The sequence below is a fragment of the Devosia polycyclovorans genome, from assembly GCF_042181575.1.
Classification (GTDB): Bacteria; Pseudomonadota; Alphaproteobacteria; order Rhizobiales; family Devosiaceae; genus Devosia; species Devosia polycyclovorans.
In genome coordinates, this window is record NZ_CP170082.1 from 1,612,853 (window position 1) to 1,629,246 (window position 16,394).

Below are 16,394 nucleotides of genomic sequence, written 5' to 3' on the forward strand. Positions count from 1 at the left end.
AACTGGGTTAACGGGCCCAGCGGGCGTGGGCCTCGTCGTCTTCGGGCCTGGCATCGACCCAACGCAGGCCCGCGGCAGTTTCCTCCTGTTTCCAGAAGGGCGCGCCGGTCTTGAGATAGTCCATAAGGAATTGGGCGCCATCGAAGGCGGCCTGGCGATGGGGGGCCAAGGTCAGCACCATCATGATGGATTGGCCGGGGATCAGGCGGCCATGGCGGTGGATGATGGCAGCATCGATGAGTGAAAAGCGGGCGATGGCCTGGCCCCGGATGGCGGATAGTTCGTTTTCGGCCAGTTCGGGATAGCATTCCAGGATCAGCGCCGAGATCGGGTCGTCGGGCATGGAGCGGACAATGCCGGTAAAGCTGACCATGGCTCCGGCCTCGGTGTGAGCGGCCTGGAAAGCGTTGGCTTCGGCGCCGGGGTCGAAACTGTCCGTGGTGACGCGGATCATTCTAGCCGCCCGTCATGGGCGGGAGGATGGCAATCTCGCGGGCGCCGGCAATGGGCGTGTCCCAGGGCACGATGCGGGCGTCGCGGGAGAGCTTGAAAATGGCCGGGTTTTCCATGGCGTGGTCGAGAACTTCGTCCCGCGCGCGCAGCCAGGTGACGAGATCGGCAAGGGTAACCACGTCGGGGGGCGGGGACACCTCGTCGCTGGGGCGGTTGAGGCGCTCGCGCAGCCAGGCAAAATAGAGCACCTTCATTTGCCGATGCCCGAGAGATGCGGCCAGGAGGCGCGCAGATACTGCCAGCCGGTCCAGATGGTGATGATGCCCGCGATCCAGAGGACGATGTCGGAGACCAGGGCAAGACCGGGGATCAGGGGGTCGGCCAGCACGACAGCCAGAGCGACGAGCTGGATGGTGGTCTTCCACTTGGCGAGCTGGGTGACCGGCAGGACCACCGTCTTGTTGCCGAGAAATTCGCGCAGGCCAGGAATAAAGGTCTCGCGGAATAGAATGGCAATGGCCGGGACCATGTCGAGGCCGGAGAGGCTGCGGTCCCAGGCGAGCACGGCGATGAGGATGGCGACCAGCATCTTGTCGGCAATGGGATCGAGCATCCGGCCGAGATCGGAATATTGATCCCAGGCACGGGCCAGATAGCCGTCCACCCAGTCACTCACGGCAGCGGCGATGTAGATAAACAGCGCGATCAAGCGCGCTGTTGTATCGCCCGACATCACCAAGGCGGCAATGGGGATGATCGCCGCGATGCGGGCGATGGTGATGATATTGGGGACGAGGAAAAGCGGGTTCCGGTTCATGCCGGGAGAGAACAGGATGGCGGGGGAAGGGTCAAGGCGGATATCCTTCTTGATTGGATACCCCCACCTAACCTCCCCCTGATAGGGGGAGGGATCGATCGAGCCTGCCGAGATGATTGCGCGCGAGCACTGACATGCTCCTCTCCCTACTTCGGGGGAGGGCGTGTTACGCCACCGCCTTCTTGGTTGCAGCGCGGCGCTTCTCGACGGCTTCGGCAAGCGCTTCGAGGGCTGTGACGGTGGTGTTCCAGTCGATGCAGCCATCGGTGATGGACTGGCCGTAGGTGAGGGGCTGGCCAGGGACGAGGTCCTGGCGGCCGGCGACCAGGTTGGATTCGACCATGACGCCGATGATGCGCTCGTCGCCCGCGGCCAGCTGATTGCCGATATCAGCGAGAACCACAGGCTGGTTTTCCGGGTTCTTGGACGAATTGGCATGGCTGGCGTCGATCATGATTGCCGGGTTGAGTCCTGCCTTCTGCGCGGCCTTGGCAGCGGCGTCGATGCTGTCGGCATCGTAATTGGTGGTTTTGCCGCCACGCAGGATGATGTGGCAGTCCTCATTGCCCGCGGTGGCAGCGATGGCGGAACGACCGTCCTTGGTAACGGCCATGAAGTGATGCGGCTGGGAGGCCGAAAGGACAGCGTCGAGCGCGATCTTGATATTGCCATCGGTACCGTTCTTGAAGCCGACCGGGCAGGAGAGGCCAGAGGCCAGCTCGCGGTGTATCTGGCTTTCGGTGGTGCGGGCGCCAATAGCGGCCCAGGCGACGAGATCGACAAGGTACTGAGGCGTGGTCATATCGAGGAATTCGCAGGCGGCGGGCAGGCCGAGATTGGCAATATCGAGCAGCAGGGCGCGCGCGGTGTGCAGGCCGTGATCGATGTTGAAGCTGCCATCAAGATCGGGGTCGTTGATCAGGCCCTTCCATCCCACCGTCGTGCGCGGCTTTTCGAAATAGACGCGCATGATGATCTCGAGACGGTCGCCCTGTTTCTCGCGGAGCGGGGCAAGGCGGTTGGCGTATTCCACGGCCGCCTCGGGATCGTGGATGGAGCAGGGACCCACGATGACGGCCAGGCGATCGTCTTTGCCGGCGAGGATGTTGTGGAAGGCGTGGCGGGCGGCAATCACGGTGCGGGTGGCCGCATCGGTGCGCGGATGGGTGTGCATGACCTCGATTGGGGTGGTCAGCGGTTTGATTTCGGTGATGCGCAGGTCGTCGGTGGATTTGAGCATTTTAGTGGTCCTCTGGGAGATGTTCCGGAGGGGCCAACAAAACAGCCGCCTCGGAAGTCGGGCGGCTGGCTTGCGATTTGGTGGTCTTGTCTGGGGTCAGATCACACGCGCGCAATAGCCTCCGCCGGGAGCGGATAGCTAAAATACCAAAAGAAGGTCGCGGTGTTGATCATGGGCGCGAAGGTAGCGGCGAGTCGGAGGGTTGTCGAGTCCCGACTTTGGTAGGGGCCGGCAACCTTGCCGCCCCTCCCTCGCTTCCCTCCGTCCAAGTAAGGCGGGCCGGGCCCCCCTCTGTAAAGGAGGGACTCGTCGAATGCCGTTACAAGCGCGCCTTGCCGGTCTCGCCCAGGTCGGGCTTGGAACCCGTGGCCGCAGCCGCCAGCATCTTGGCACCGGTCACCACCATATTGGGACTGTCCCAGACCTCGCCATCTTCGGGCGTGACCTTGAGCAGACGGATTTGCGGGTCATTGGCGTCGTCCCACCACGCCTTGTCGAACTTGGTCCAAAGCTCCTCGATCTTGGCACGGTCGTTCAAGACCTCAGCCTCACCTGCGATCACCACATATTTGTGGCCGCCATTGTCCGCCCAGGCGAGCGAGACGTGGGGGAATTTTTCGATCTCTGTGAGCTTGTGTCCCTCGATATCGGTGAGGAAATAGATGGCGCTTTCTTCGCGGCGAACGCGCGACGCCATCGGGCGGCTGCGCTGTTGTTTGCCGTCCCAGGTGGTCAACATGCAGATATCGATCTTGTCAGCCAACTCCCAGATGCGGTCGATGGCCTCTTCGGATGAAAGTGTATCGCTGTGCTGGTCGGTCATGTCGGGTACTCCGTTGTTGCAGAAGCAACGAGCCAGAGGAGCAAGGGTTGCCGACGACCAGACGGTGAACTGAACCGCATCAATCGGACCAGCCCTGGCGCATGAGGGTATAGGCGAAGGAGGCTGTCCAGCCGATGAGGGCGAAGCCGTTCAGGGCTTCGATGCCGGAGACGATGCGCAGGGCACCCAAGGGGAAGATGTCGCCGACACCCAGGGTGGTGTAGCTCATCAGCGAGAAGTAGAGCGGGTCGAGAAAGCCGCCTTCAATTTCTCCGTTCAAGGAGCCAAAGAAGGGGCGCAGGGTCATTAAGTAGTAGATCACCGCGTAGAGGAGCACGCTGAGGATTTGCGCGACAGTGACGCTGGCCATGCCGACAATCACGCCGGCTCGCCGCGACATTCCGCTGCCCTGAAGAACGTTCCGCGCGATCAACATGGACTGGTAGTGCATAAGCACGGACACGGCCATTGCTGCCAGGCTGATCAGGGTGGCCAGAACGATGTCCATGCAGAATTCTCCATTGCCTATCCGTGGCTAATGGAAAATCTGCGGAACCGTTCCTTCGAGCGGCGGGAGATTACGTCCGGTTGAAATAGTCGTAGATCAATTGCGCCATGGCCTTCGAGATCGTCGGAACGGCTTCTAGGTCTGCGAGGGAGGCGCGGGAGACGGCTTTGGCGGAACCGAAATGGTTGAGCAAAGCGCGCTTGCGGGCGGGGCCGATGCCCCCGATTTCGTCGAGCGGGTTCTTCACCACATCCTTCTTGCGACGCGCGCGGTGGGTGCCGATGGCAAAACGGTGGGCTTCGTCGCGCAGGCGCTGGACGTAGTAGAGCACCGGATCGCGGTGGGGTAGCATGAAGGCGTCGCGGCCTTCGATAAAGAATTTCTCACGACCGGCATCGCGCTCTTCGCCCTTGGCGATGCCGATGAAGATAACCTCCTTGGGGAGGTTGAGTTCGGCGATGACTTCGCGCACGGCGTTGAGCTGTCCGGCGCCGCCGTCGATGAAGACGACGTCAGGCCAATCGGGCATGCCGGTATTCTCGTCCTCGGCATCGGTTTCACTTTCGGCGGCGAGGCGCGAGAAGCGGCGGGTGAGGACTTCGCGCATCATGCCGAAATCGTCGCCGGGGGTAATGTCGGGGGATTTGATGTTGAAGGTCCGGTAGTGCTTTTTGGAAAAGCCTTCCTCGCCCGCCACGATCATGGCGCCCACCGCATTGGTACCGGAAATGTGGGAGTTGTCGTAAACCTCGATGCGGCGCGGGGTCTCTTCGAGACCGAAGGTCTCGGCGACGCCTTCGAGCAGGGTGCGGTTGGACGCCCCTTCGGCCAGCTGACGTCCCAGCGCTTCGCGGGCATTGTTAAGGGCGTGATTGACCAGATCACGCTTTTCGCCGCGCTGCGGCGTCTCGATGCGCACCTTGCGGCCGGCGCGGGAGGACAGCGCTTCCTCGATCAGTGCGGGTTCGGCCATGTCGTGGCTAAGCAGGACCAGCTTTGGTGGCGCACGATCCTCGTAGAATTGTACCAGGAATGCTTCGAGCACTTCAGCATCGGTCAGGCTGTCATCGGCCTTGGGGCGGAAGGCGTGATTGCCCCAGTTCTGAAAGGCGCGGAAGAAGAAGACCTGCACGCAGAACTGCCCGCCCTCATGATGGATGGCGAAGACGTCGGCTTCCTCCACCGAGCGGGCGGTAGCGTCGCCTTGCGACTGGATTAGCGCTAGGGCCGAAAGGCGGTCGCGGATGAGGGCGGCGCGTTCGAAGTCCAGATCCTCTGCAGCCTTGTTCATATCGGCCTGCAGGTGGCTGCGCACGGCATCGGATTTGCCGGAGAGGAACTGGCGGGCATCCTCGACCAGCTCGGCATAGCCTTCAAGGCTGATTTCGCGTGTGCAAGGACCAGCACAGCGCTTGATCTGGTATTGCAGGCAGGGCCGGGTGCGGGCGGCGTAAAAACTGTCCGAGCAATTGCGCAGCAGAAAGGCCTTCTGGAGGCTGGCAATGGTGCGGCTGACGGCAACGGCGGAGGCGAAGGGACCGAAATAGTGGCCCTTGCGGCGGCGCGTGCCGCGATGCTTGGTGAGTTCAGGCGCCTCGTGGTCGCCGGTGATCAGGATATAGGGAAAGCTCTTGTCGTCGCGCAGCAGCACGTTGAAGCGCGGCCGCAAGCGCTTGATGAGATTGGCCTCTAGCAGCAGCGCTTCGGACTCGGTCTCCGTGCGCACGAACTCCATCGACACCGTGGCGGCAATCATGCGCTGGATGCGGACCGGCAGACCTTCGGGACGGGTGTAGTTGGTGACGCGGGATTTGAGTGAGCGTGCCTTGCCGACATAGATAACGGCCCCATCGGCATCGAGCATGCGATAGACACCTGGGGCCGCGGGCAGGGTGCGGACAAAGGCGCGGATGACCTCCGGACCAGAGCGGGGCGGGGCGGGGGGCGCAGGTGTTTCCGTCATGAGCGCGGCGTTGGCGCCCGGCGATCCGGATAGCTCAGATGCTGGCCGCCATCGAGCGCCAGCATCTGGCCGGTAAATGCGGGCATGGCCAGTATCGCCAGCACCCCCTGGGCGATGGCCTCTGGATCGGCATGGCGTTTGAGAGGCAGGCTGGCAATTGACTGCTCGAACTCGGCCTTGGTCTGATGGGCATTGGGCAGCACGGGGCCCGGGCCGATGGCGTTGACGCGAATGGCCGGCGCTAGCGACTGGGCCAAGGTCTGGGTGGCGGTCCAGAGCACGGATTTCGACAGGAAATAGCTGAAAAAGGCCGGGCTGGCCCGCAGCACGCGCTCATCGACCATGTTGATGATGTTGCCCTCGACCCCATCGGGCAGTTGCGCGGCAAAGTCGCGGGCAAGGAAGACCGGGGCTTCGGCGTGAACCGCGAAATGGGTGTCCCACAGGGTCTCGTCGAGGTCCAAGGCACTGTCTGGCTCGAAAGCGGAGGCGTTGTTGACGAGAAGCGTCAGCGGGCCGAACAGGCTGGCGGCCCGTTTTACCAACCCGGCGCGTTCGTCTCGCTTGGCGAGATCGGCCTGCACGATTTCGGCGCGTCCACCGGCAAGGCGGATGCGGTCGCGCACCGTTTCGGCGCCGGATCTGTCGGATCGGAAGTGAATGGCCACCGCATGGCCTGCACTGGCCAATGCCATGGCAATGACCGCGCCAATGCGGTCGCCGGCGCCGGTCACCAGGGCAACAGCCTGATCCTGATTCGGGAATGGAAAGCGTGGACTGGACATTGGGCGGAACATAGGTCGGAAGGGCTGCCGCATCAATCGGTTGCGCGGGATTTGCTGCTCTTTAGATCGGGCTGCGGACAGACTTTGGCAGCAGGGGTTTATGCTTTGCCCTAGCCGGAAACAGGCGTAGCCTGAAGATGTTGCGGGGCGGGAGGCCCTGCACAATCACAGAGGGGGACTAGCATGGAAGTGATTTTGCCTATTCTAGTGCAACTGATTGCCGGTGGCGCCGGCGGCAATGTCATCGGGCAATTGGCAAAGCAACTCAACCTCGGCACCGCCGGCAATTCGATCGTTGGTGCAATCGGCGGTCTGGCAGGTACATGGCTGGCCGGCATGATACCTGGGCTCGACACGCTGGTGGGTGCAACTGCCGGCGCTGCGGGAACGACAGGCGGCCTTGATCTGGGCGCCCTAGCAGGACAGGGCGCAACGGCCCTGGTTGGTGGCGGGCTGCTGACCGCGATCGCCGGTATCATCAAGTCAGCGATGGCCAAGGCCTGATCTTGACTGACGATGAGAGCCGCCTCGCGGCCTGGCGCTGCGGGGCGTTTGGTGCGGCCGCACTTGCACTGGGCGGATCGAGAGGGCATGTCTTCGGCTAAGGAGACTTGCAATGATCTGGCTTATCGAAATTGCCCTGGTGCTTTTGCTGCTTGGCGGTGGCTGGACAATGCTGACGCGCGGCCGGCAAAGCGACAAGCGCGATGCGCTGACGATGCGGCGGGTTGACGCCTATATCGAAACCATTCGCCGGGAACGCCGGTCGCCTGAACTGGCGGCGATGACCGATATGGAATTGCGGGACCTGCTGCATTCGGGCGCCCGCAACCTGAAGGTCGCCGAGCAGCGCAAGCAATGGATCGTGTTCGGCATGGGGATCGCGACGCTGCTGGCCGCTTCGGTGCTGGGCAGCGAGGAAGGATGGCTGGCTTTTGGCGCGGCCGCAGCGATTGGCGCCATCGTGACCTATGGCACCAATGAATTCCTGACGCGGCGGATGCGGGCGCCACTGGAAAAACGCGGCATCGAGATCGACCGGCTGATGGTCGAGTAGCGGTCAACGCAGAACGCCGCCCCCAAAGGGGCGGCGCGAACGTTCGTTGATCCGCGATCAGGTGCCGATGCAGAAATAGCCATTGGGACCATTAAAGCACATGCTGGCGCCCGGATTGCTCGGGTAGATGGGCTGGGGACGCGGCGGACGCGGGTTCCAATGTGGCGGGCGCGGATGGTGGGGGCGATCCCAATGGGGCGGGCGGGGGGGACGCGGGCGTTCCCAATGGTCATCATCCCAGTCATTGCCCCAGCCGGGACGGCCGCTGCTGAGGTAGTTGGCCGAAACCCAACCGTCCGGGCCGCGCTTTTCGACATAGCACCAGCTGCCACGGCAATACTGGATATCGACCCGCTCGCCACGGCGCAGCGTATCCACAACACGGAAACCCGTGCCGGGACCGGAGCGCACATTGACATTGCCCGTTGCAACGGCCGGCGCGGCCGATGCGGCGATGGTGGTGGCCAGCACGGCCATTGTGGCGATGCCGGCGGCGATCAGTTTGGTCTTGAAGGTCATGCAGGGACTCCTTCCGAATGAGGTGGCGATCAAGCCTTGGCGTCAACTAAACCCAACGCGCCTGAACCCAAGCTGAACGAATTGTTGCCCCAACGGCCGCTCAGAGCCGCAGCAAATCCACGAAACGCCCCAGAACCTCGGAAAATCTCTTGCGGTGCTTGGGCTTAAGCTCACCCATCAGCGCTTCCTCGAGCTGGGCCCAGTGATCGGCCAGCGCATTGCGGATGCGCAGGCCCCGCTCGGTGAGGGCCAGGCCCGGCTCAAGTTCGGGACCTACGGCCTGACGCGTGATGAAATCGCGGCTGGCGAGACGCTCAAGTCTGGTGGCAAGCAGATCAGTGGTCAGACCCAGGTCTCGCGCAAGATCGGCCTCAGTTGTCCCCGCGCGGCCCAACACGAACAATATGGCATCGTCGCCGGGCTCGAGACCTTTCTCGACCAGCGGCAAGAGCAGCGCCTTGTGCGCGAGCTGGCCGGCTTCGATGAGCCGGTAGAGCGCTGAACGGGAAGAGGGTCTGGCCATAGGCGGGAAAATAGTCCGATCTCCTTGTCGCCGTCGATTGGGCATCTATCCTATCGTTAATCGCTCAACGACCAAGGGGCGTTATTGTTCACCCAGCGCAGATGAGTTATGCGTCCATTGACCATCCCTGAGTGAACGGACCTTCCATGTCGCAGGACCTTTCCCGCATCCGGGCCTTTGTACAGGTGTTTGATGCTGGCGGGTTTTCCGCAGCAGCGCGGCAGCATGGGCGATCCAAGGCCCTGCTCAGCAAATATGTGACCGACCTCGAAGACTATCTGGGCGTGAGGCTGATGAATCGGACCACACGCAAGCTGAGCCTCACCGAGGCAGGAGAGGCTTATTATCGGGAGGCCTCGGGACTGCTGCAGCAGCTCGATGACCTGGACGCCAATATTACCGACCAGACGGCCGAGCCGCGCGGGCTGCTGCGGGTTTCAGCGCCGCGAAATTTCGGTGAAAGCACGCTGGCACCGGCGATTTTTGCCTATCTCACCAAATTCCCAAAGGTGACGCTCGATCTCAGGCTGGAAGATCGCTATGTCGATCTGGTCGATGAAGGGATTGACGTGGCGCTGCGGATTTCCACGCTGGCCGACTCTTCCCTGATCGCCCGCAAGATCGCCGATATGCATGTGGTGGTGGGAGCGGCGCCCGAGCTCATCGCTCGGGTCGGACATCCGCAGCATCCCGAGGACCTGCGGCATCTGCCCTGCATCATTGACGTCAATCTTCAGGGGCAGTCGAACTGGCGCTTTTCCGAGGAGGGCAAGACGCTTTCCGTGCCGGTCAACGGACCGTTGCGCGTCAACTCGCCCCTGGCGGCGCGAACGGCGGCGGTGCTGGGCCTCGGTTTTGTCGTATTGCCCTCCTATCTGGCAGAACCAAGTGTGCAGAAGGGCGACCTGGTGCCGGTGCTGGATGCCTTCCTGCCAACTGGTCAGACCTTGCAGGCGGTGTATCCGCACCGCAGGCATCTGGCGGGCAAGGTGCGGGCGCTGATTGATCATCTGGTGGAGTGGTTCGCCACCCATCCCATCCATTAGGGGTTTGCTTTGACGGGTCGTTGGGGGCAGGCGGTTCTGGCCGCGCTGGTAGCAGTTTTTCTTGTGCAACCGGTGGCCGCCCATCCACACATCATGATCGATGCCAAAGCTACGATCCGGTTTGACGATCAGGGGCGCGTCGCCGGGCTGCATCATAGCTGGACCTTTGACACCGCGTTTTCGGTGTGGATGGTGCAGGGGCTCGATACTGATGGGGATAGCAGCGTCAGTTCGGCGGAAATGCAGGAACTGGCAGACGAGAATATGCTCGGGCTGGCCGATTTCGGTTTCTACACCTATGCCGGCGATGAGATGGACTTTGTGGCCGTCGGCGACCAGCGCATGGTTTACGAGAACAATCGCGTCACGCTGGACTACTCCATTTCGGCCGTTGAGCCGCAGCCGGTTGGCGAGCGGTTTGAACTGGGGATCTATGATCCCGAATATTACGTGGCCATTACGGTGAACGACGCGGCCGACGTGACGCTGGAGAATGCGCCGGGCGATTGCGCCGTGCGCCTTGAGCCGCCAAAGCCGATGCCGCCTGAGGTGGAGGAGCGGCTCTATTCGCTGGGGCCCGAAGTGCTGGAACTGCCGCCTGACCTGGCTGCTGCCATGCGCGGAACCCAGGGGCAGGTCGTGGTGTCGTGCGGTGCGGCCGCGGTGGCGACAACGGCGCTGGAGGCGACCGAGGATGTGGCCCGAGCCCGGCCGGCTGCTCCTTTTGGCGGGCCGCCGCCGGAGGTGGGGATCAACCTGCCGCGCAGCGGGTTTTTCGGCTGGCTACAGAACCAGCAGCGGGACTTCTATGCCGCGCTGACCGCTTCCCTCGATGCTCTGCGCACGGACTGGACTGCTTTCTGGGTGCTGGGCGGGCTGAGCTTCCTCTACGGCATCTTCCATGCGGCGGGGCCCGGGCATGGCAAGGTGGTGATTTCGTCCTATGTGGTGGCCAATGAAAGCCAGTTGCGGCGCGGCGTGGTGCTGAGCGGGCTTTCGGCCCTGATGCAGTCGCTGGTGGCGATCGGCTTTGTGCTGATCCTGGCCGGCGCGCTGAACCTGACCAGCACGGCGCTGGGCGATGCGGCGCATTGGGTCGGGGTGGTTTCCTATGCCATGGTGGCATTGCTGGGCGCCTGGCTGGTGCTGCGCAAGATTTTCGGCTGGGGTCATTCTCACGACCACCACGGCCATCACCACCATGACCATCACGATCATGACCACCATGAGCATGGGCACAGCATGCACCATGCGATTGCACCAGGGGATATCCGCGGCAATTGGCGGGAGCAGTTGGGCGTGGTGCTGGCGGTGGGTTTGCGGCCCTGTTCGGGGGCGCTGGTGGTGCTGGTATTTGCACTGTCGCAGGGATTGCTGGCGGCGGGCATTGCGGCGGTGCTGCTGATGGGGCTGGGCACGGCGATCACCGTGGCGGCGCTGGCGACGCTGGCGGTGACGGCCAAGGGGCTGGCGGGGCGGATCGGCGGGGCGGACAGCACCTTGGCCGGCGCAATCGTCTGGTGGGCGGAACTGTTGGGTGCCGTCTGTGTATTGGGCTTTGGCGTGCTGTTGCTGGTGGCGAGTGTCTAGGTCGGATCACTGCAGTCGGCGCGACCCATAGCCGCTTTGCGCCGGGGAGTGAAATGCGTATGGTGCGGCCAATTCTGGAACATTTCCAAACTGGCCCCCGATGTCCGCTCATCTTCCACCGAACCATCCGCCTGTACCCCAGCAGAAGATCGGGGTGCTGCTGCTCAATCTCGGGACGCCGGACGGCACCGATTACTGGAGCGTGCGGCGCTATCTCAAGGAGTTTCTCTCTGATCCGCGGGTGATCGAAACGCCCAAATGGCTGTGGTGGCCGATCCTCAATTTCGTCATCCTCTCCTTCCGGCCGCAAAAGAGCGGGCATGCCTACGCCCAGATCTGGGATAAGGAGAAGGATGAGAGCCCGCTGCGGGTGATCACCAGAGAGCAGACGGAAAGTCTAGCACAGCGGCTCCAGGGCGAGGATATCGTGGTGGATTTTGCCATGCGCTATGGCAATCCCTCGACCCGCTCGGTGCTGGAGAAGATGCAGGCGGCCGGGTGCCAGAAGATCCTGCTGGTGCCGCTTTATCCGCAATATTCGGCGACCACCACGGCGACGGCCAATGACAAGGCGTTCGAGGCGCTCAAGCATATGCGCTGGCAGCCGGCAGTGCGTACGGCGCCGGCCTATTTCGAGGACCCGGACTATATCGCGGCGCTGGGCAATTCGATCCGCGACGGGGTGGCCAAGCTCGATTTCGAGCCGGATGTGGTGATCACCTCCTATCACGGCATGCCGGTGGAATATCTCAAGCGCGGCGACCCGTATCATTGCCAGTGCTTCAAGACCACGCGGCTGGTGCGCGAGTATCTCGGCTGGGACAAGGACAGGCTGATGGTCACCTTCCAGAGCCGGTTCGGGCCGACCGAATGGCTGCAGCCCTATACCGACAAGACGCTCGAAGCGCTGCCGGGCAAGGGGATCAAGAAGGTGGCCATCCTGGCCCCGGCCTTCCATGCCGACTGCATCGAGACGCTCGAAGAGATCGCCATGGGCGGCAAGGATACATTCCTCGAGGCAGGCGGGGAGAAGTTTGCCTATATCCCGTGCCTCAATGCTTCGCCCGGCAGCATGGACCAGATCGAAGCCATGGTGCGGCGCGAGCTGGGCGGGTGGCTGTAGGCTTTGGCGCTTGCTGCGGCCACCCCCTCACCGACTCGGCTTCGCCGAGCCACCTCTCCCCGAGTGGGAGAGGAATAAGAGTTACCAACCCGGCCCGACGAAATCGGGTGGGGTGACGTTGACCAGGCCGCGGCCGGTGAGATAGCTGCGCTGGACCCAGCCATAATCGGGAATGCGGCACCAGGTGGTGGCGCCCTTGGGCCAGAGCGTGTGGCCGGCGTCGCCAATCCATGAGCCGGAACGGCTGTCGCTGTCGGTCTGGGTGCAATAATCGACCGGGATTTCCTGGCCGTCGCGCAGCTGGCCGATAATGGCAAAGCGCGCATCGGGCCCCTCATGCACGGCGATATTGCCGCCGGTGACGCGGGCGGTGATGGTCAGCGCCTGGGCCGGCGCGCTGAGGGCCAGGGCGGCGAGCGCGGCGAGGATGAATGCGGTGCGGGCGCGCATGGGGCCTCCGGAAAGTGGTTTTTGGCGCAGATGCGCCTCTCATGTGGCAATTGCAAGACCCTTAGGCGTGACCAGACCCCGGCCGGCCCTGCGGCCCCCGGTTGTATGTGGACGTGTCCCGAGGCGCGTGCGTCTCAGTAAACTAGAATAAATAGAGACGTCGCCGCCCCGGGACGCTGGGTTTCTCCTGCCGTCGTGGCCCCTATTGATCGCTCGTCGCAAGGTGACCCGACCGGCAGGCGAGCCCTGGAGCGAATCCAGTCTCACCAGCTCCCCCCGCAAATGTTCGCTGCAGTCCGTCCGCCGCGGGAGTGATGGGGGGATTATGCGGCAGGTTTTGCGTGCGGGGATAACTTCGAGCTGGCCCAAAGGGCAAAATCGCTCCGGTGGAGCGATTTTAAGCGAGAAGGCCATGAGCGCTATGCGCGAATGGCCCAGGCCATCCACAAACGCGATGCAACTCCCTTCTCCCCTTGAGGGACTTCGAGCCGGTTGCGTAGCAATCCATCGCTCCGGTGGAGCGATGGAAGGCGAAGAAGGTGCCCGAGGGGCGGATGAGGGGGTCGGGCGTTTGCCGCAACGCCGAGTGCGCAGAGAGACCAGCCATTCGCGCCTTGTTCGCTCCAATCTACTCACTGGAGAGATATTCTCCTGCGGGTCGCTCCATGCACTCACGCTGACCTTCCGCTGAACGCGTCAGGTCGTCCCTCTCCCACAAGGGGCGAGGGGGCGAAGGGGCCGAAGCCCCAGGGCGGGGTGCGCGTGACATCATTATCAAGCGGCGGGCCGCCGTTGGAGAGGAGCGCGGTGGTCATGCGGGGAGTGTGGCGCCGGACGGGCAGGTTGTCCAACGAAGGATTCTATCGAGGGGATAGGATGAGGTCATACCGCTTGCCCAAATAACGTCTGGGAAGTTTTCATTCGGAACTCTGTCGTTTGGCGTGGCTGAATATGTTGACACAACAGAGTTTTTGTTTCCTACTGTTGATACTCTTTACGCGTTTTGAACCAACATAGCTTGGTTCCGTCGGGCGCTTAGCCAGACGTCCCGTTATTGATAGGTCTTATCGGCAGGAATAGACGGGAGGACTCATCTCTCGGCTAAAGCCTCGGCCTCCCGGCACCGATGAGTCCTCCCGTCTACTCCTGCCTCTCTGAGGTAAAGAGCCTATTGCCCGATGCACTGAAAAATTTGTTTGATGACTTGGACTTGGATGGTTTGCGCGTCAGTAGACCAACCAAGTTTATTTTTCTTTGCGGAGGTAAAATTGGTGAAAATCCAAAGGTGCCTGTCAGCCTAAGGCACTACCTGCTTCTGGAGAGGAAGATTGAGCCACGAATTAAAGCTCAAGTAATACTTGCAGACAAGGCAAACCAACTTTATCGAGACACAGCGTATAAAGATCTTATTTCATTTGAAGAAGATATTGCCCTAATATCGGCCAGTGTCATGGTGATCACCGAGAGTGCTGGTTCTTTAGCCGAGTTGGGGGCGTTTACAGCAAATCAGGTCACTCGACCGCATGTTTCAATTATTAGCCAGACTGAATTCAGCCAGACTGAGTCATTTGTTAGATACGGACCGATTGAGCGTGTGAAGCGCGATGACGAAGAGAGAGTTGCATTCATACCTTGGAGGATTAACGGCAAGGGCCTTGTCATTAAATCTTCGGTTTCGGGGCACGTAGGTAATATAGTTTCTTTTGTCAATGATACAGTAGCCAAAGTTGCAGCGGAAGAGCTTTATAGTCATGTAAAGCCGATGCACAAATTTATTAACATACTATGGCTGCTGCACAATTGCACTGCGATGTCAGTGATGCAGATTCAGAGTTACAAGAAAACTATATTCGGATCTGATTTAACAATTAACGAAATTAAGAATATTCTATACTGCATGAAATTTGCTGGATGGGTCGACAGCTATGAGTATCTAAATAAGACATACTGGTACACCATTTATGGGGATGATCCGTTCTCCAAGTACAAGTATCGCCAAGGTGTCCAGGAAGTTAATACCATTCTGAGAAAAATAGATGTCGCAAAGCAGGTGAAAAACGACCTGGGGCATCCCGCTCATGTTGTTCAGCATGTTAGCGCAAGCAAGTTGAAGCCAAATGTCATTGCTTGAGGAGCTACACAGCTACACTGGGCTTGGGTATGGCGAGCTAGCCAGCTTGGTGCGGACTGCACCCCAGCGATACAAGGCCTATTTGATACCGAAACGTGGCGTGGGGCACCGCATGATTGCTCAGCCCGCTAAAGAGCTTAAATACTTGCAGTACTTTCTTATTGATCGGGCGTTGGGAAGGCTCCCGGTGCATGTAGCAGCTACCGCATATCGTGAGGGTATTAGTATACGAGCCAATGCATCATTGCACGCAAAGAGCGAGGTGATGTTGAAGTTGGACTTCAAAGATTTTTTTCCCAGCATCAGAGTTCGCGACTGGGCATCGTACTGCGCATCGCTCGATAGAGATTTTGCGACTTCACTGGGATTAGCTTCATCTGAGGACGTCGCGATTGCCGGGCGGATACTGTTTTGGGGTAAAGGGGGTATTGAACCGCGGTGCCTGTCGATTGGGGCACCATCATCTCCGGTACTTTCTAACGTACTGATGAATCGGTTCGACTCGGAGGTGATGACCCAAGCAGTTCAATTGGGTGTCTGCTATTCGAGATACGCTGACGACATTACTTTGTCGGGTGAAAGCTCAAAGACTCTGCTGATGGTAGAATCTGCCATTCGGAGATATGTCCGACGTCACCGTTCACCTGCACTCACGCTAAATGAAGAAAAACGTGGGCTATATACCTCTGGTCAGAGGCGCATGGTTACGGGTCTGATCATTACTCCAGACGAGCGGATTTCGCTAGGTAGGGATCGCAAGCGGATGATCTCTAGTTTGGTGCACCGCTTTACATTGAATCAGTTGGATCAGAAGAAAATCGCATATTTGCAGGGAATGATTGCATTCGCTCGCGACGCAGAGCCGTCGTTTTACGGGTCGCTTGTAAAAAAATACGGTAATTCCACGTTGCATCGGCTGCTAGAATTTCGACTTCCTAAAGGCTAAGCCTCGTTCCGCGGGACGGGGGGTTCAAGTGCCACTCTCGTGGTTCGAGGCTTCGCTGCGCTGCGCGCCTCACCATGAGGGCTGCGGGAGGGTGGTGGTGGCCGGGGAAGCTTTTTGATCGGATACCCCCACCTAGCCTCCCCCTGATAGGGGGAGGGACCGGTCCAGTTTGCTGCACCGTTGGGTGATGCGCTACTTCTCCTCCCCCTGTCAGGGGGAGGCCGGGTGGGGGTGTTTTGGGTCGCGCGACAGGAAGTGCAGAGCCCTCCGGTCAAGCCCGAGGGTGACGTTCGGGGATGGGTGGGGGCATATGTGCCGACCGCCCTCGTGGTTCGGGGCTTCGCTGCGCACCTCACCATGAGGGCTGCGGGCCGGTAGCTCTTTTGCGAGGATACCCCCACCTAACCTCCCCCTGATGAG

Annotated in this window: 18 protein-coding genes; 7 read left to right on the forward strand and 11 right to left on the reverse strand. The window is 61.0% G+C overall.

The window, feature by feature from the left end:
- Nucleotides 1-7 precede the first annotated feature (7 nt).
- The 8 genes from ACE4RL_RS08120 to ACE4RL_RS08155 all read right to left on the reverse strand — a co-directional run bounded on the left by ACE4RL_RS08120 (nucleotide 8) and on the right by ACE4RL_RS08155 (nucleotide 6,589).
- Nucleotides 8-454, reverse strand: coding sequence for a molybdenum cofactor biosynthesis protein MoaE (locus ACE4RL_RS08120; RefSeq protein WP_375599992.1), 447 nt, complete (start codon nucleotides 452-454; stop codon nucleotides 8-10).
- A 1-nt stretch (nucleotide 455) separates the two neighbouring features.
- Nucleotides 456-707: a MoaD/ThiS family protein gene (locus ACE4RL_RS08125; RefSeq protein WP_375599993.1), complete on the reverse strand. Its 252-nt coding sequence runs from the start codon at nucleotides 705-707 to the stop codon at nucleotides 456-458.
- On the reverse strand, nucleotides 704-1,270 hold the full coding sequence (pgsA, locus tag ACE4RL_RS08130; protein WP_375599994.1) for a CDP-diacylglycerol--glycerol-3-phosphate 3-phosphatidyltransferase: 567 nt from the start codon (nucleotides 1,268-1,270) through the stop codon (nucleotides 704-706). The genes ACE4RL_RS08125 and pgsA overlap by 4 nt, the downstream gene beginning before the upstream one ends.
- A gap of 166 nt (nucleotides 1,271-1,436) precedes the next feature.
- Nucleotides 1,437-2,510, reverse strand: a complete 1,074-nt coding sequence (locus ACE4RL_RS08135; protein ID WP_375599995.1) for a 3-deoxy-7-phosphoheptulonate synthase — start codon at nucleotides 2,508-2,510, stop codon at nucleotides 1,437-1,439.
- A 319-nt stretch (nucleotides 2,511-2,829) separates the two neighbouring features.
- On the reverse strand, nucleotides 2,830-3,333 hold the full coding sequence (locus tag ACE4RL_RS08140) for a pyridoxamine 5'-phosphate oxidase family protein (protein WP_375599996.1): 504 nt from the start codon (nucleotides 3,331-3,333) through the stop codon (nucleotides 2,830-2,832).
- 79 nt (nucleotides 3,334-3,412) lie between these two features.
- Nucleotides 3,413-3,841: an ion channel gene (locus tag ACE4RL_RS08145; RefSeq protein ID WP_375599997.1), complete on the reverse strand. Its 429-nt coding sequence runs from the start codon at nucleotides 3,839-3,841 to the stop codon at nucleotides 3,413-3,415.
- A gap of 70 nt (nucleotides 3,842-3,911) precedes the next feature.
- The gene (gene uvrC / locus ACE4RL_RS08150; RefSeq protein WP_375599998.1) at nucleotides 3,912-5,804 is read right to left on the reverse strand and encodes an excinuclease ABC subunit UvrC; all 1,893 of its coding nucleotides are present in this window, start codon (nucleotides 5,802-5,804) and stop codon (nucleotides 3,912-3,914) included.
- The gene (locus ACE4RL_RS08155; protein WP_375599999.1) at nucleotides 5,801-6,589 is read right to left on the reverse strand and encodes an SDR family oxidoreductase; all 789 of its coding nucleotides are present in this window, start codon (nucleotides 6,587-6,589) and stop codon (nucleotides 5,801-5,803) included. The genes uvrC and ACE4RL_RS08155 overlap by 4 nt, the downstream gene beginning before the upstream one ends.
- A gap of 183 nt (nucleotides 6,590-6,772) precedes the next feature.
- Between ACE4RL_RS08155 and ACE4RL_RS08160 the strand changes: the two genes are divergently transcribed.
- Together ACE4RL_RS08160 and ACE4RL_RS08165 are read left to right on the forward strand one after the other, a co-directional pair.
- Nucleotides 6,773-7,093 (forward strand): hypothetical protein, encoded by a 321-nt coding sequence (locus tag ACE4RL_RS08160; protein ID WP_375600000.1) that lies wholly within the window; start codon nucleotides 6,773-6,775, stop codon nucleotides 7,091-7,093.
- Between the two features lie 112 nt (nucleotides 7,094-7,205).
- Nucleotides 7,206-7,646 carry a hypothetical protein gene (locus tag ACE4RL_RS08165; protein ID WP_375600001.1) on the forward strand — a complete coding sequence of 147 codons (441 nt, stop codon included), beginning with the start codon at nucleotides 7,206-7,208 and terminating at the stop codon, nucleotides 7,644-7,646.
- Nucleotides 7,647-7,703: 57 nt separating this feature from the next.
- Here ACE4RL_RS08165 and ACE4RL_RS08170 read toward each other — a convergent pair whose 3' ends face one another.
- On the reverse strand, nucleotides 7,704-8,165 hold the full coding sequence (locus tag ACE4RL_RS08170; protein WP_375600002.1) for an SH3 domain-containing protein: 462 nt from the start codon (nucleotides 8,163-8,165) through the stop codon (nucleotides 7,704-7,706).
- Nucleotides 8,166-8,265: 100 nt separating this feature from the next.
- Nucleotides 8,266-8,688 carry a hypothetical protein gene (locus ACE4RL_RS08175; protein WP_375600003.1) on the reverse strand — a complete coding sequence of 141 codons (423 nt, stop codon included), beginning with the start codon at nucleotides 8,686-8,688 and terminating at the stop codon, nucleotides 8,266-8,268.
- Nucleotides 8,689-8,834: 146 nt separating this feature from the next.
- On the opposite strand from ACE4RL_RS08175, the gene ACE4RL_RS08180 reads away from it, so the two are divergent.
- From ACE4RL_RS08180 to hemH, 3 genes are all read left to right on the forward strand, one after another.
- Nucleotides 8,835-9,734, forward strand: a complete 900-nt coding sequence (locus tag ACE4RL_RS08180; protein ID WP_375600004.1) for a LysR family transcriptional regulator — start codon at nucleotides 8,835-8,837, stop codon at nucleotides 9,732-9,734.
- A gap of 9 nt (nucleotides 9,735-9,743) precedes the next feature.
- Complete coding sequence (locus ACE4RL_RS08185) at nucleotides 9,744-11,324, forward strand: DUF1007 family protein (protein WP_375600005.1); 1,581 nt, start codon at nucleotides 9,744-9,746, stop codon at nucleotides 11,322-11,324.
- 100 nt (nucleotides 11,325-11,424) lie between these two features.
- Entirely contained in the window at nucleotides 11,425-12,447 is a 1,023-nt protein-coding gene (hemH, locus tag ACE4RL_RS08190; RefSeq protein ID WP_375600006.1) for a ferrochelatase, read from the forward strand.
- An 81-nt stretch (nucleotides 12,448-12,528) separates the two neighbouring features.
- Here the strand turns inward: hemH and ACE4RL_RS08195 are convergent, their stop codons facing one another.
- Complete coding sequence (locus ACE4RL_RS08195) at nucleotides 12,529-12,897, reverse strand: hypothetical protein (RefSeq protein ID WP_375600007.1); 369 nt, start codon at nucleotides 12,895-12,897, stop codon at nucleotides 12,529-12,531.
- 1,171 nt (nucleotides 12,898-14,068) lie between these two features.
- Here ACE4RL_RS08195 and ACE4RL_RS08200 point away from each other — a divergent pair.
- Entirely contained in the window at nucleotides 14,069-15,028 is a 960-nt protein-coding gene (locus ACE4RL_RS08200) for a retron St85 family effector protein (RefSeq protein ID WP_375600008.1), read from the forward strand.
- Nucleotides 15,015-15,974 carry a retron St85 family RNA-directed DNA polymerase gene (locus ACE4RL_RS08205; protein ID WP_375600009.1) on the forward strand — a complete coding sequence of 320 codons (960 nt, stop codon included), beginning with the start codon at nucleotides 15,015-15,017 and terminating at the stop codon, nucleotides 15,972-15,974. Before ACE4RL_RS08200 ends, ACE4RL_RS08205 begins: the two co-directional genes overlap by 14 nt.
- Nucleotides 15,975-16,394 lie beyond the last annotated feature (420 nt).

Coding starts and splice junctions, on each gene's coding strand:
- ACE4RL_RS08145 (WP_375599997.1), bottom strand. CDS start 3,841: ATGGACATCGTTCTGGCCACCCTGATCAGCCTGGCAGCAATGGCCGTG.
- ACE4RL_RS08125 (WP_375599993.1), bottom strand. CDS start 707: ATGAAGGTGCTCTATTTTGCCTGGCTGCGCGAGCGCCTCAACCGCCCC.
- ACE4RL_RS08165 (WP_375600001.1), top strand. CDS start 7,206: ATGATCTGGCTTATCGAAATTGCCCTGGTGCTTTTGCTGCTTGGCGGT.
- pgsA (WP_375599994.1), bottom strand. CDS start 1,270: ATGAACCGGAACCCGCTTTTCCTCGTCCCCAATATCATCACCATCGCC.
- ACE4RL_RS08135 (WP_375599995.1), bottom strand. CDS start 2,510: ATGCTCAAATCCACCGACGACCTGCGCATCACCGAAATCAAACCGCTG.
- ACE4RL_RS08205 (WP_375600009.1), top strand. CDS start 15,015: ATGTCATTGCTTGAGGAGCTACACAGCTACACTGGGCTTGGGTATGGC.
- ACE4RL_RS08155 (WP_375599999.1), bottom strand. CDS start 6,589: ATGTCCAGTCCACGCTTTCCATTCCCGAATCAGGATCAGGCTGTTGCC.
- uvrC (WP_375599998.1), bottom strand. CDS start 5,804: ATGACGGAAACACCTGCGCCCCCCGCCCCGCCCCGCTCTGGTCCGGAG.
- ACE4RL_RS08180 (WP_375600004.1), top strand. CDS start 8,835: ATGTCGCAGGACCTTTCCCGCATCCGGGCCTTTGTACAGGTGTTTGAT.
- ACE4RL_RS08120 (WP_375599992.1), bottom strand. CDS start 454: ATGATCCGCGTCACCACGGACAGTTTCGACCCCGGCGCCGAAGCCAAC.
- hemH (WP_375600006.1), top strand. CDS start 11,425: ATGTCCGCTCATCTTCCACCGAACCATCCGCCTGTACCCCAGCAGAAG.
- ACE4RL_RS08170 (WP_375600002.1), bottom strand. CDS start 8,165: ATGACCTTCAAGACCAAACTGATCGCCGCCGGCATCGCCACAATGGCC.
- ACE4RL_RS08175 (WP_375600003.1), bottom strand. CDS start 8,688: ATGGCCAGACCCTCTTCCCGTTCAGCGCTCTACCGGCTCATCGAAGCC.
- ACE4RL_RS08160 (WP_375600000.1), top strand. CDS start 6,773: ATGGAAGTGATTTTGCCTATTCTAGTGCAACTGATTGCCGGTGGCGCC.
- ACE4RL_RS08140 (WP_375599996.1), bottom strand. CDS start 3,333: ATGACCGACCAGCACAGCGATACACTTTCATCCGAAGAGGCCATCGAC.
- ACE4RL_RS08195 (WP_375600007.1), bottom strand. CDS start 12,897: ATGCGCGCCCGCACCGCATTCATCCTCGCCGCGCTCGCCGCCCTGGCC.